At 69.8% G+C, this 13,352-nt stretch carries 11 protein-coding genes; 1 reads left to right on the top strand and 10 read right to left on the bottom strand.

Annotation, left to right across the window (positions count from 1 at the left end; translation table 11 throughout):
• Positions 1–2,153 (top strand): tetratricopeptide repeat protein (locus tag G3I65_RS24500; RefSeq protein ID WP_160698176.1); only part of this gene is annotated, 2,153 nt, incomplete at its 5' end.
• A gap of 66 nt (positions 2,154–2,219) precedes the next feature.
• Here G3I65_RS24500 and G3I65_RS24505 read toward each other — a convergent pair.
• The 10 genes from G3I65_RS24505 to G3I65_RS24550 all read right to left on the bottom strand — a co-directional run bounded on the left by G3I65_RS24505 (position 2,220) and on the right by G3I65_RS24550 (position 13,269).
• A complete protein-coding gene (locus tag G3I65_RS24505) occupies positions 2,220–3,911 on the bottom strand; it encodes a S8 family serine peptidase (RefSeq protein WP_166640528.1) in 1,692 nt (563 codons plus the stop codon).
• Between the two features lie 103 nt (positions 3,912–4,014).
• Entirely contained in the window at positions 4,015–5,013 is a 999-nt protein-coding gene (locus G3I65_RS24510) for an ABC transporter ATP-binding protein (RefSeq protein ID WP_160698178.1), read from the bottom strand.
• On the bottom strand, positions 5,006–6,001 hold the full coding sequence (locus tag G3I65_RS24515; protein WP_160698179.1) for an ABC transporter ATP-binding protein: 996 nt from the start codon (positions 5,999–6,001) through the stop codon (positions 5,006–5,008). The genes G3I65_RS24510 and G3I65_RS24515 overlap by 8 nt, the downstream gene beginning before the upstream one ends.
• Before the next feature lie 6 nt (positions 6,002–6,007).
• On the bottom strand, positions 6,008–6,961 hold the full coding sequence (locus G3I65_RS24520) for an ABC transporter permease (protein ID WP_160698180.1): 954 nt from the start codon (positions 6,959–6,961) through the stop codon (positions 6,008–6,010).
• Positions 6,954–7,883, bottom strand: coding sequence for an ABC transporter permease (locus tag G3I65_RS24525; RefSeq protein WP_160698181.1), 930 nt, complete (start codon positions 7,881–7,883; stop codon positions 6,954–6,956). The genes G3I65_RS24520 and G3I65_RS24525 overlap by 8 nt, the downstream gene beginning before the upstream one ends.
• 105 nt (positions 7,884–7,988) lie before the next feature.
• The gene (locus G3I65_RS24530) at positions 7,989–9,614 is read right to left on the bottom strand and encodes an ABC transporter substrate-binding protein (protein ID WP_239071420.1); all 1,626 of its coding nucleotides are present in this window, start codon (positions 9,612–9,614) and stop codon (positions 7,989–7,991) included.
• A gap of 362 nt (positions 9,615–9,976) precedes the next feature.
• Positions 9,977–10,930: a Ppx/GppA phosphatase family protein gene (locus tag G3I65_RS24535; protein ID WP_160698183.1), complete on the bottom strand. Its 954-nt coding sequence runs from the start codon at positions 10,928–10,930 to the stop codon at positions 9,977–9,979.
• A gap of 9 nt (positions 10,931–10,939) precedes the next feature.
• Positions 10,940–12,118 carry a lytic transglycosylase domain-containing protein gene (locus tag G3I65_RS24540; protein ID WP_160698184.1) on the bottom strand — a complete coding sequence of 393 codons (1,179 nt, stop codon included), beginning with the start codon at positions 12,116–12,118 and terminating at the stop codon, positions 10,940–10,942.
• A 140-nt stretch (positions 12,119–12,258) separates the two neighbouring features.
• Entirely contained in the window at positions 12,259–12,768 is a 510-nt protein-coding gene (locus G3I65_RS24545) for a DUF501 domain-containing protein (RefSeq protein WP_160698185.1), read from the bottom strand.
• A 138-nt stretch (positions 12,769–12,906) separates the two neighbouring features.
• The gene (locus G3I65_RS24550) at positions 12,907–13,269 is read right to left on the bottom strand and encodes a septum formation initiator family protein (RefSeq protein ID WP_160698186.1); all 363 of its coding nucleotides are present in this window, start codon (positions 13,267–13,269) and stop codon (positions 12,907–12,909) included.
• Positions 13,270–13,352 lie beyond the last annotated feature (83 nt).

Genomic DNA, 13,352 nt, shown 5'->3' on the forward strand with positions numbered 1-13,352 from the left:
TGGGCACCGAACCCGGCGCCGCGCTGCGGGAGCTGCACCGCCGGGTACTCGCCGCCGACCCCGCCTTGGCCGGCCCCGCCACGGGCCCGGCGGCCAGGCCGGTGGTGGTTCCGAGGCAACTGCCCGCCCCGCCCGTGCCGTTCGTCGGTCGTAGCGCGGAACTGGACCGGCTGGACGCCGCGCTGCACGACTCCCCGGCCGCCTCGATGGTCGTCTGCGCCATCGCCGGCGCGGGCGGGATGGGGAAGACGTGGCTGGCCCTCCAGTGGGCACACCGGCACACCGATCGGTTCCCCGACGGCCAGCTGTTCGTCGACCTGCGCGGCTTCAGCTCCGACCGCGAGCCGATGGACCCGGCAGTGGCCGTCCGCGGGTTCCTCGACGCGCTGGGCGTCGAGCCCGGTCGCATCCCGGGTGATCCGCACGCGCAGACCGGCTTGTTCCGCAGCCTGCTGGCGGACCGGCGGATGCTGGTGCTGCTCGACAACGCCGTCGACGCGGCCCAGGTCGTCCCGCTGCTTCCCGGCAGCTCGCGGTGTGCGGTGCTCGTGACCAGCCGCAACCAGCTGCCGGGCCTGCTCACCGGGCACGGTGCGCACCACGTGCGCTTGGACGTGCTCTCCGACGACCAGGCACACGCCGTGCTGTCGGATCGGCTCGGCCGCGCCCGCGTCGCCGCTGAGCCGGCGGCGGCGGCCGAGCTGGTCGAGCTGTGCGGTGGCCTTCCGCTTGCGCTGAGCGTCGTCACCGGGCACGTCCGCACGCGGCCGGGTCTCGAGCTGGGCGCGCTCGCCGCGGAACTGCGCGGCTCGGGTCTGGCCGTGCTGGACGACGGCGATCCCGGTGCCAGCCTGCCCGCCGTGCTGTCCTGGTCCTACCAAGCCCTGACAACCCGGCAGGCCACCGCGTTCTCGCTGCTGGGGATCGCCCCCGGGGCCGACATCGGCCTGGCGGCCGCGGCCAGTCTCACCGGGCTCGGTCCCGACGAGACGAGAACCGTCATCCGGGGCTTGGAGCGGGCGTCGTTGCTCAGCCAGGATTCGCGGGGGCGGGTGCGGATGCACGACCTTGTCCGCCGCTACGCCGCGGAGACGGCCGACCGGCTGCCGCCGGGCGAACGGGACAGCGCGCTACGCCGGGTCGTCGACTTCTACCTGCACACCGCCCACTCCGGCGAGCGGGCCCTCGACCCGCACCGCCCGGCGATCCCGCTGGACACTCCCACGCCGGGCACCGCGCCCGAGCGGTTGCCGGACACGCGAGCGGCCCTCTCCTGGTTCGACGCCGAGCACGCCAACCTGCTGGCGACCCAGCGGACCGCCGCGAGCAACGGGTGGCACGTCGCCGTTTGGCAGCTGGCCTGGGCCCTGACCACGTTTCAGAACAGGCGCGGACACGACCGCGACCAGGTCACCACCTCCCGGGCCGGGCTGGCGGCGAGCGAAAACCTCGACGCTCCGGCCGTGCACACTCTGACCCACCGGCTGATGGGCATGGCGTACGCGGCCGTCGGCCGATTCCCCGACGCCGTCGATCACTTGCACCGGGCCCTCGTCCTGGCCGAAGAGCACCACGACCACCTCAACCAAGCACGCAACCACCGGGCGCTCGCCTGGATGTGGCGAAGGATGGGTGACAACGACAAGGCGCTGGACCACGCCACGCGCGCCTTGGACGTCCACCGCCACCTCGACAACCCGATCGAAGAAGCACTCTCACGCGGTATTACCGCCTGGTACACGGCCTTGGCCGGAGACCACGAGCGAGCGTCGAGGCACTGCGAAATCGGACTCAGGCAATGTCGTCGACACGGCATCCGCGAAGGCGAGGCGGCGATCCTCGGCACCATGGGCTACGTCGAGCACCACACCGGCCGGCACGAGCGGGCGATCCGCGCCTACGACGCCGCCATCTCCCTGCACCGGGACCTCGGCGCCGTGTACAACATGGCCGATGATCTTGAACAGGTCGGCCATCCGCATGCCCGGCTCGGCCAATACGGCCGTGCTCGCGAGGTGTGGCAGGAAGCGCTCGAGCTATACCGCGAGCAAGGACGCGACGCCGATGCCGCCCGGGTCCGGCGGCTCCTCGACGACCTCGGCTCCCCCGAGCGCGATCCCGCCCGGCCTCGAGTCACCGAAGCCACGAACTGACCGGCCCTACACGCGGAACGCCCCGGACAGGTTGCCTGCCCGGGGCGTTCCCACTTCGAGTGCTCGCTACTTCAGGTACTGCGACCCGCGGGTCACCGCCGCGTAGGCGTCGACCGCGCCGTGGCCGTAGAAGCCGTTGAACGACGGGTCACCCTCGCAGGTCGCGGTGAACGTGGCGTCGCGGCCTTCCTTGAGGTAGTCCACCGTCCGCGGCACCGGGCAGGCGATCTCGGACGCCGTGCCTTCGAGGACCCGCTGGACCTTGTCCGGGTCCAGGCCGAATTCGCCGTGCGACTTCTTGCCGTACTGCGAAACGATCAGCGCCGCGACACCCGCCGCGTGCGGGGTCGCCATCGAGGTGCCCTGCAGCCACTGGTAGTAGCCGACGCGGCCGTCCGGTGCGGTGGCCTTCTTGACGCCCGCGGCCAGGCCGGCCTCGGTGATGTTGCCGTCCGCGTCGATGTTGCCGTCGACGATGCCGACGTTCTTCGGGTACGCCGAGAGGATCTCGTTCTCGACCGTGCGGTACCACGGCGTGCCGAAGCCGTCGCGGAAGAAGCCGCCCGGGGCGGACACCGAGATCTGCTCGGTGCCGTAGTTCGAGTAGTCCGCCTTCTTCTGCGACGGGCCGAACGAGCTGACGCCGATGGTGTGGTTGCCCTCGACCGGCAGGTTGAGGCAGCTCGAGTTGTCGATCGTGCGCGGGTGCGTCGTGTTCGCCGGGTAGTCCGGGCTGGTGGTGTCCGGCTGCGGCGCGCCCAGGTCGGTGTGCTGGTTGCCCAGCGCGACGACCATGGTGACGCCCTTCTTGTGCGCGTAGTTCAGCGCGCGCTGCGTGGCCTCGATGATCGTGCGCTGCTCGGCCTGCTCGGCGGCCGAGTCGGCCGGGTTCGCCGTGCAGTTGTACAGCCACGGGTCGGTGTAGAACGACATGTTGACGACGTCGATGCCGGCGTCACCGGCGTAGGTCAGCGCGTCGACGGTCGGCTGCAGGAAGAAGTAGCCCGAGTCCTGGCCGGCGCGGATGTTCACCAGCGTCACGTTCGGCGCGACACCCGAGATGCCGAAGCCGTTCGCCGCCGCGGCGATCGTGCCTGCGACGTGCGTGCCGTGCGCGCCGTCGTCGTGGTTGACCGGGTCGACGCAGCCGCGGAACTCGCACGGGCCGTCGACCTCGACGCCGTTGACGTCGAACGGGATGTCCTTGACGAAGTTGCGCGAGTCGGCCTCGTCGAAGTTCGGCGCGATGTCCGGGTGCGTGCCGTCGATGCCGGTGTCGATGACGCCGACCTTGACCTGCTTGCTGCCGGGCTGCTTGGTGCGCGACAGGTCCGAGCGGACGGACTTGAGGCCCCAGAGCTGGTCGTCCAGCGGATCCATCCCGGCGGCCTGGTTCGCCGCGGCCTTCGCCGAGGCGGCGCCGCGGCCTTCCTTCTCGACGTTGTCGCTCTTGGTCTTCTTGCCGTCCTTCGGCACCGAGCCGATGACCTGCGCCTTGGCGGCGCCGAACACCGCGCGGTTCGAGGACACGCGCTCGGTGAACCCGGTGGCCGGGGCGCTGGCCTTGATCAGGCCGACCGCGGAGTTGATCTCCAGGACCGTGCCTCCCGCGGCCCGGATCGCCTGCTGTGCGGTCGCGATGCTGCCGACGTCCTTGGCGAGCACGGTGAACTCGGTCGCCGGGCCGGCCAGCGCGGGCTGGGCCGTGGCCGCCGGCACCGCGACGGCCGAGATCGCTCCGAACAGCGGAACGGCCATGGCCGCGGCGAGAAGCCTGGGTCTCTTCACGATTCTCCTCCTCGGGAAAGCGGTTCCTGCACCGTATAGATCGGACATTGCGCAAACAACGGCCAAACGTACGTTATGGAACAACCGACTTCTGCTCCGCGAAGTGACAAGCTGACAAGTGCCCGTCCGTCCTGGGCACGAGCGCCGGTACCTCCTCCGCGCACTTCTCCTGCGCTTTCCAGCACCGCGTGCGGAACCGGCACCCGGACGGGGGATCCAGGGGACTCGGCACGTCGCCGGTCAGCCGGATCACCTGGCGGCGGCCGCGCACGGCCGGGTCCGCCACCGGTACCGCGGACAGCAGCGCCTGGGTGTACGGGTGGGACGGTCGTTCGTAGATCTCCTCGTCGGTGCCGACCTCGACGATCTTGCCGAGGTACATCACCGCGACCCGGTTGGACAGGTGCCGCACCACCGACAGGTCGTGCGCGATGAACACGTACGACAGCCCGAACTCGCTCTGCAGGTCGCCGAGCAGGTTCATCACCTGCGCCTGGATCGAAACGTCCAACGCGGACACCGGCTCGTCGCAGATGATCACCTTGGGCCGCAGGGCCAGCGCCCGCGCGATGCCGATGCGCTGGCGCTGCCCGCCGGAGAACTGGTGCGGGTAGCGGTTGATGTGCTCGGGGTTGAGCCCGACCACCTCCAGCAGCTCACGCACCTTCGCCGCGCGCGATCCCTTGGGCGCGACGTCGGGGTGGATCTCGAAGGGCTCGCCGACGATGTCGCCGACCGTCATCCGCGGGTTGAGCGAGGTGTACGGGTCCTGCAGCACGATCTGGATCTCGCGCCGCAGCCTGCGCAGTTCGGCGCCGCGCATCGAGAAGATGTCGCGGCCCTCGAACTTCGCGGTGCCGGCGGTCGGCTCCTCCAAGCGCATCAGCACCTGGGCCAAAGTGGACTTGCCGCAGCCGGATTCGCCGACGACGCCGAGGGTTTCGCCGGGCATCAGGTCGAACGAGACGCCGTCGACCGCCTTGACCTGGCCGATCGTGCGCTTGAACAGGATTCCGGTGCGGACGGGGAAGTACTTCTTCAGGTCGGTGACCGACAGGATGGGGTCAGGCACGGGAGTTCACCACCTCTTCGGCGAAGTGGCACGCGCTGGTCCGGCCGAAGCCGATCCCGAGCGGTGGCGGGACTTCCTCGGCACAACGGGCCTCGGCGCGCTTGCACCGCGGGTGGAACGCGCAGCCGGGCGGGATGTCGAGCAGGCTCGGCGGCAGGCCCTTGATGGTCTCCAGTGTCTGTCCTTTGAGGTCCAGCCGCGGCAGCGAGTCCATCAGCGCGGCGGTGTACGGGTGGCCCGGTGCGCGGAACAGCTCGACGACGTCGGCCTGCTCGACGATCCGGCCGGCGTACATCACCGCGATCCGGTCGGCGACCTCCGCGACGACGCCGAGGTCGTGGGTGATCAGGACGAGCCCCATCTTCCGCTCGGCCTGGATCTCGGCCAGCAGGTCCATGATCTGGGCCTGGACGGTGACGTCGAGCGCGGTGGTCGGCTCGTCGGCGATGAGCAGGTCGGGGTCGAGCGCGAGCGACATCGCGATCATCGCGCGCTGGCGCATGCCGCCGGAGAACTGGTGCGGGTAGTCCTTGACCCGGCGTTCGGCGGCGGGGATGCGGACGGTGTCGAGGAGTTCGATCGCCCGCTTTCGCGCGTCCTTTTTGGACATCCCGAGCCGGACGCGCAGCTGTTCCTCGATCTGGAAGCCCACGGTGAACACCGGGTTCAGCGCGGAAAGCGCGTCCTGGAAGATCATCGCGATTTCGCTGCCGCGGACTTCACGACGGCGTTCCTCGGACACCGTCAGCAGGTCCTCGCCGCGCCAGCGCACGGCGCCGCCGGTGATCACGCCGGGCGGCATGTCCAGGATGCCCATCACGGTCTGCGCCGTGACGCTCTTCCCGGAGCCGGATTCCCCCAGCACGGCCAGGGTTTCCCCGGCGTGCACGGAGTAGCCGACGCCGTTGAGGACGTTCGCCACGCCGTCGGAGGTCCGGAACTCGACGTGCAGATCCTCAACTTCGAGCAGGAGTTCGTTGTCGGACAAGGGGATCTACCTCGACTTCGGATCGAGCGCGTCGCGGATGCCGTCGCCCAGCATCACGAAGGCCAGCACGGTCAGGGTGACGAAGGCGCCGGGGAACAGCAGCATGTGCGGGTCGACGCGGAAGTAGTCCCGCGAGTCGCTGATCATCACGCCCCACGAGATCACCGGCGGGCGCACCCCGATGCCGAGGTAGGCCAGCGTCGCTTCGGCGCCGATGAACGCGCCGAGCGCGATGGTCGCGTACACCAGCACCGGCGCGATCGTGTTCGGCAGCAGGTGCCGGAAGATGATCCGCGGGGTGCTGGCGCCGAGGCCGCGCGCGGCCTTGACGTAGTCGAGCTGCTTGGCCACCAGCGTCGCCGAGCGCATGATGCGCATGGCCACCGGCCAGCTCAGCACCGCGATCGAGCAGACCACCTGGACGATGATCGTGACCGCGCCGGGGTTGGTGCCGGGCGCGTTGAACGTCGTCAGGATGACGATCGCGCCGAGCACGAACGGCAGGCCGGCGAAGATGTCGCCGAAGCGGGACAGGAGGCTGTCGACGAGCCGGCCGTAGTAGCCGGCCAGGATGCCGACGATCGATCCGATGAGGACGGTCAGCAGCGTCGAGAACACCCCGACCAGCAGGGACGCGCGGGTGCCGTAGATGGTGCGCGCGTAGACGTCGTAGCCCTGGTTGTCGTAGCCGAACCAGGCGTCCCCGGACGGGCCTTCGTTGGCGTGCGTGAGATCGCTGAAGCCCGCGTCGCGCGAGCTGAACAGGCCGGGCGCGATCGCGATCAGCACGATCAGGGCGATGATCACCGCGGACGCGACGAACGCCGGCTTGCGCCGCAGCTGGCGCCAGGCGTCGTTCCACAGGCTGCGGGGCTTGTGCGGGCCGGTGGCGGAGTCGTCGACGCGGGACAGCTCGGCCGCGTCGGCCCCGCCGCCGCCCACCAGGTTCGGGTCAGTCATAGCGGATCCTCGGGTCGAGAACGGCGTAGAGCAGGTCGACGATCAGGCTCATCAGCAGGTACACCAGCACCAGCAGGACGACGACGCCGACGACGGTCGCGCTCTCCCGGTTCTGGATGCCGCGGAAGATGAGCCCGCCCAGTCCGTTGATGTTGAACACGCCTTCGGTGACGATCGCGCCGCCCATCAGGGCGCCGAGGTCGGTGCCGAGGAACGTGAGCACCGGGATCACCGAGTTGCGCAGCAGGTGGACGCCGACGACGCGGCTTTGCGGCTGACCCTTGGCGATCGCCGTCCGCACGTAGTCGGCGCGGCGGTTCTCGGCGATGCTCGTCCTCGACAACCGGGCCACGTAGGCCATGGACAGGCTGCCGAGCGCGATGCCCGGCACGATCAGCTCGCCGATGCCCGGGTTGTCGGAGACGCTCGCTTCGATCAGGCCGAGCCCGTTGCTGCCCAGGGCGAGCTGCAGCACGATCGCCGTCACGAACACCGGCAGCGAGATCAGGAACGTGGTCGAGACCAGCACGAGGTTGTCGAGGAAACCCTTGCCCCGCAAGCCGGTCAGCACGCCCGCGGTGAGGCCGATGACCGCTTCGATGATCACCGCGACGACCGCGAGGCGCAGCGTGATCGGGTAAGAGGTGCCGATCAGCTCGCCGACCGAGGTGCCGTTGAAGGTTTCGCCCCAGTCACCGGTGAACAGGCTCCCGAGGTACTTGAAGTACTGGACGAAGACGTTGTCGTTCAGGTTGAACTTCTCGGTCATCTGGGCGATGTAGGCCGGCGGGCAGGCGGTCTGGCCGCACTTGCCGGAGAACGGGTCGCCGGGCACGGCCCAGACGAGGACGTAGATCAGGAACGTGGTGCCGAAGAACACCGGGATCAGCTGGAGCAGCCGTCGCAGGACATAGCGGATCATGACGAGTTCCTAGTGCGCGCCGGCCGTCGTGAGTGTTCGGTCAGGTTAGAACCCGACTGAACACTCACGACGGCGTGGTGGTGGTTGCGGCAGGTCAGCGCGCCACTACTTCTTCAGGACCTCGATGGACGGGTAGTCCGGCATGCGGCGGAAGTCCAGCGCCGCCGACTTGAGGTTCTTCGACTTCGCCGCGACACCCTTCTCGTCCCACACCGGGATCGAGGGCAGGTCCTTGGCGATCAGGTCCTCGGCCTGCTGGTACAGCTTGACCGCGGCGTCCTTGTCGGCCGTGGCGTCCGCCTGGGCGAGCATCGCGTCGACCTGCGCGTTCGAGTAGCTGGAGTCGTTCGAGGACCCGCCGGTCTTGTAGATCGGGTTGAGGAAGTCCTCGATGGACGGGTAGTCCGCCGACCAGTCCGAGCGGCCCATGCCGGTCAGCTTCTTGCCGGTCACGATGCTGCGCCACTGGCCGAAGTCGGTCGCGGGCACGAAGTCGCACTCGACACCGAGGGTGTTCTTGATGCTGTTGCACGCGGCGACCAGCGGTTCCTTGCGGCCACCGTCCGCGTTGGACGCGATGGTCAGCTTGCCCTTGAACCCGGACTTCGCGAAGGCCTCCTTGGCCGCCGCGGGGTCGAACTTGCAGAACTGGCAGACACCGGGCCGCGCGCCCGGGATGCCCTGCGAGATGTAGCCGTCGGCCGGCACGTAGGTGTCGTTCATGACGGTCTTGGTGATCTGCGCGCGGTCGATCGACATCGAGATCGCCTTGCGCAGCTCGAGGTTGTCGTACCCGGGCACGTAGTACGGCACGGCGATGGTGCTGATGCCGAGCAGGTGGCCGGTGACGAGCCGGTCGCCGAGGTCGGCCTTGTACTTGCCGCCCGCGACCGCCGACGGCGGCAGCGCCTCCATGAAGTCGAGCCGCCCGCTCAGCAGGTCCTGGTAGGCGGTCTCCTGGCTGGAGTAGATCTTGATGTCGAGGTTCTTGAACTTGACCTTGTCCTCACCCTTGTAGTCGTCGTTGCGGGTGAGCTTGATGTCCTGGTTCGGCGTCCGCGAGACGAACTTCAGCGGGCCGTTGCCGATCGGGTGCTGCTCGAAGGCCTTGGGGTCCTTGAAGAACGAGTCGGGCAGCGGCGCGAACGCCTGGTAGCCGACCTTGATGTCGAACACCGAGAACGGCGCGTTCAGCGTCACCTGGAACTCGTAGTCGCCCTTCGCGACCAGGCCGGACATCTTGTCGGTGGCCGGCTTGGCGTTCTCGTCCTCGGGGTGGACGTCCTTGTAGCCTTGGATGTTCGAGAAGAAGTCGGTGTTGAGCTGGCCGTTCGGGCCGTAGGCGCCGTAGTTCCAGGCGTCGATGAAGTTGTGCGCCTTCACCTCGGTGCCGTCGTGGAACTTCCAGCCCTGCTTGATCTTGATGTCGTAGACCTTGGAGTCGGTCGTGGTGATCGAGTCCGCCATCAGGTTGAACGGCTTGGCGTCCGCGCCCTTGAAGCCGACGAGCGTGGCGAACATCGGCTGGATCGCCTTGGTGCCGCCGAGGTCGTTGATGTTGGTCGGGACCAGCGCGTTCTGCGGTTCGGTGCCGTAGACGCTGACCGTGCCGTCCGGGTCCGTCCCGCCGGCCCCCGCGGAACTGCCCGACCCGCCGCCGCACGCGGCGAGCGCGAGCGCCAGCGAAGTCATCACCACCGTGGGTCCCCAGAGCCTGCGCGAACGACGCATGATCCCCTCCATCTCCGTCTGTCCGAAAGGTGAGACGCACGCTATCGGGGGCGGTGAAGCCGATCACAGGACTGCGGTGTTGCAAATCAGTGACGACCGTCAGGACCACCTGGTTGGAGCACAACCAAGGTAGTAAACGGGATGGTCCGGACGGCCCAGCGCGGACAGCTGGTCATCGCGCGCTCACCCTGGGTTTCCCTTGCGGCGCAAGCTCTTTGGGGCGGCCGAACGGTCGGTCGGGGACAGCCCCGGGCCGGGCTCGCACGCGCGGGTCCCGCCGCCCCTGCCGCCGCATGTAGTGAATGACTCATTCCTGTCGTCTGACGACATGAATGAGTCATTCACTACATCTCGGCGCCCGCTCAGGCCAGCGACAGGGCGATGCCGTCCAGGATGTCGTGCTCGCTCACGATCAGCTCCGTCGGCCCACCTCGGGCCGCGAGCTGCTCGGCGAGGGTCTGGACCACTACCGCGCCGCCGCCGATGACGTCGACGCGGCCCGGGTGGATCACCGGGTTGGCCGCGCGGGTGGCGTGGTCGCTCTGCAGCAGCTCCGACGCCAGCCGGTCGATGTCCGCCGGGCTCAGCTTGGACAGGTGGACCCGGTCGCTGTCGTACTCCGGCAGTCCCAGCGCGATCGCGGACAGCGTGGTCACCGTGCCGGCGACGCCCACCCACGTGCGCGCGCGGGCGACGTCGACCACGTCGAACGCGTCGGTCAGGACCTTGCCGGCCAGGTCGCGGGCGGCGGCGATCTCGTCGGCGGTCGGCGGGTCGCTCTTGAGGGCGCGCTCGGTGATCCGGACGCAGCCGATGTCGACGGACTTCGCGGCGAGCACCTCGGCCTGCCTGCCGTCCCAGGTGCCGAGGACCAGCTCGGTCGAGCCGCCGCCGACGTCGACCACCACGAAGGGGCCGTCGTCCGGGTCCTGTTCCCCGACGGCGCCGGTGAAGCTGAGCCGGGCTTCCTCGTCGCCGCTGATCACCTCGGCCTCGACGCCGAGGGTCTCGCGGGTCATGCGGAAGAAGTCGTCGCGGTTCTTCGCGTCCCGGGTGGCGGAGGTGGCGACCATGCGCACCTTCTCCACGCCCTTGCGCCGCGCGGCGATCGTGTAGTCGGCGAGGGCTGCGCGCGTGCGCTCGAGCGCTTCGGGCGCGAGCTGCCCGGTGGCGTCGACGCCCTGGCCGAGCCGGACGATCCGCATCTCGCGGTGCAGGTCGCGCAGGTCGACCGTGCCGTCGTGGCGCGGCGTCAGCTCGGCGACGAGCAGGCGGATGGAGTTGGTCCCACAGTCGATCGCGGCAACACGAGGCATGCGATCACCCTAACCGGCGGCCGTCGTCGTCCCCACGGTCGTGGTCGTGGTGGTGGTCGAGACCGACGTGACCACCTGCCCGCACGTCGGGGCCGGGGTCGTGCTCGGCGGTCCCGACGTGGATTCCGGCGGCGGCGAGGTGGTGTCCGGCGGCGGAGTGGTCGTCGTGCTGATCACCGTGGTCGTGGTCACCGTCGTCGTCGGCGAGGCACACGGCACCGTCGGTTTCGACGTCGGCACGGTCGGCGTCGGCGTGGTCGTCGTCGTCGGCGGCGCACTGGTCGGCGTCGTCGTCGGCACCGGGGGTGGCGGGACCGGCGGCGGCGCCGGGGCCAGCGCCGCGTTCGGGGCGCCGATCGGGACCGTGCTGTCCGGGACCTGCATGATGCCGTTGCGGTAGGCGTCGGCCCAGAGGATCACCGTGTTCACGTACGTGTCGGAGTTGTTGTACCGGTAGATCGCGCCGCGCAGCTGGTCCGGCTTGGCCAGGTCGAACCCGCCGGAGCACAGGTAGCGGCCGGTGGCCAGCGCCGCGTCGTAGATGTTGTTCGGGTCGGACTTGCCGTCGCCGTTGCCGTCCGAGGCGTAGCCCTTCCACGTTCCCGGGATGAACTGCGTCGGGCCGACCGCGCGGTCCCACACCGGGTCGGTGTCCAGCAGGCCCTGGTCGGTGTCCGGGATCGCGGCGAACCCGCCCTGGCCGTTGAGCTGCGGGCCGAGGATCGGCTCGCGCGTGGTGCCGTTCGCGTCGACGTAGCCGCCGCGGGCGTGGTTGGACTCGATGCGGCCGATGCTGGCGATCAGGGCCCAGTCGATGTGGCACGCGGCCTGCTCGCGGCCGAGGATGTCGGCGGCGTTCTGGTACGCGGCGAGCGCGGTGGCCGGGATACCGAGCGGGCCGTCGGGGAGCTCGTAGGCCGGGAGGGGCAGCGGGGTGGGCGCGCCCGGGAGGGTGCCGTCGACGGCGATCTGCTGGATGGCCGCGTGGCCGGGGTCGTAACCCTGGCCGAGCGCGGCGTCGCGGGTGTGGTCACCGCTCCCGCCGAGCCAGCCGAGGGTGCCGCCGCCGGCGAGCAGGGCCGGGATCACCGCGAAGATGCCGGTGATCAGCGGATACGCCGTGCGGTGGCGGAGCCCGAGTCTTCGGGTGTAGCTCCCGACCGCGTCTGGCAGCCGCCGCACGCGCATGACTCAGAGTCCTCCTGGCCGAATCGATCCCGCTCTCGGGTGACAGCCTGCCGTACCCGAGGCAAGGTTTCACCCCTTCGAGAGGCCCGATCGGGGTTTTCGCTCACCCAGCCCAGTTATCTCTTCACGCGGCGCGAGTGTTACGCGGCACAGTCGCCCGAGGGCCACCCGTTCGCCTTAAGCATGGCAAGGGTCTCGTCACCGAACGGGTTCACCCCCGGACCCACCGCGAGCGTGTGGGCCACGTGCACGTGCAGGCACTTGACACGCCCGGGCATGCCGCCGGCGGTGACCTGGTGGCCGAGCGGCTCGATGGCGTCGCGCTCGGCGAGGTACGTCTCGTGGGTGCGCTGGTACTGCGCGGCCAGCTCGGGATCGGTGGCGAGGCGCTCGGTCATCTCCTTCATGATCCCGGACGCCTCGATGGTGCCGATCATGGAATTGAGCTTGGGGCAGGTCAAGTAGTACAGCGTCGGGAACGGGGTGCCGTTCTCCAGCCGCGGGCTGGTCTGCACCACCGACGGGTGCCCGCTCGGGCACCGCGCGGCGACGGCGCGCAACGCCCGCGGCGGCCGCCCGAGCTGCTCCGCGATGACCTCGCGGTCGGCTTCGGTGACGGGCTCGAACCGGTGCTGCTGCGTGCTGTTCACACCGTCCAGGTTAATGCGTGGGCCGCACCACCCAGACCGCGCCCACGCGACGCACCCGGAGACGCATCTTTCCCTACGAAAGTGATGCCGCGAGGGGTCCTGGACGCATCTTTCCCCACGAAAGTGACGGGTTCGGCTTCAGCCGCCCGAGACCTGGTTCCAGAGGTTCTCGTACCAGGAGCCGCCCGCGACCTGCTGCTGTCCCGACGGCGGGGCCGCGTCCGGTGCCTTGTCCTCCGGCAGCTGGACGATGTACGGCGTCTCGCCCGGCTTGACGTACCGCAGCCGCCGGCGGGCTTCGGCCTCGACCTGCGCGGGGTCGCTCAGCTCCGCCTTGCGGCCCTGGAGCTGAGCGACCTCCTGCTGCAGCTGTGCCTGCTGCGCCTGCTGTTCGCGGACCTCGGTCCGCTGGGCGAGGTAGGTGCGCAGGGGCACGGCGATGGTGAACGCCAGCGCGCACACCACGATCGCCACCACCGCCGCGCGGCGGGTGGTGGACATGCCGAGCACCTTCGCCGCACCCGACGCGCGCTTCGCCGCCAGGCTCCGGCGCAGCCGGGCCCGGGTGGTGTCGGCGTCGCCGG

Source organism: Amycolatopsis sp. SID8362 (assembly GCF_010550475.1).
In the GTDB taxonomy this organism is placed as follows: Bacteria; Actinomycetota; Actinomycetes; order Mycobacteriales; family Pseudonocardiaceae; genus Amycolatopsis; species Amycolatopsis eburnea.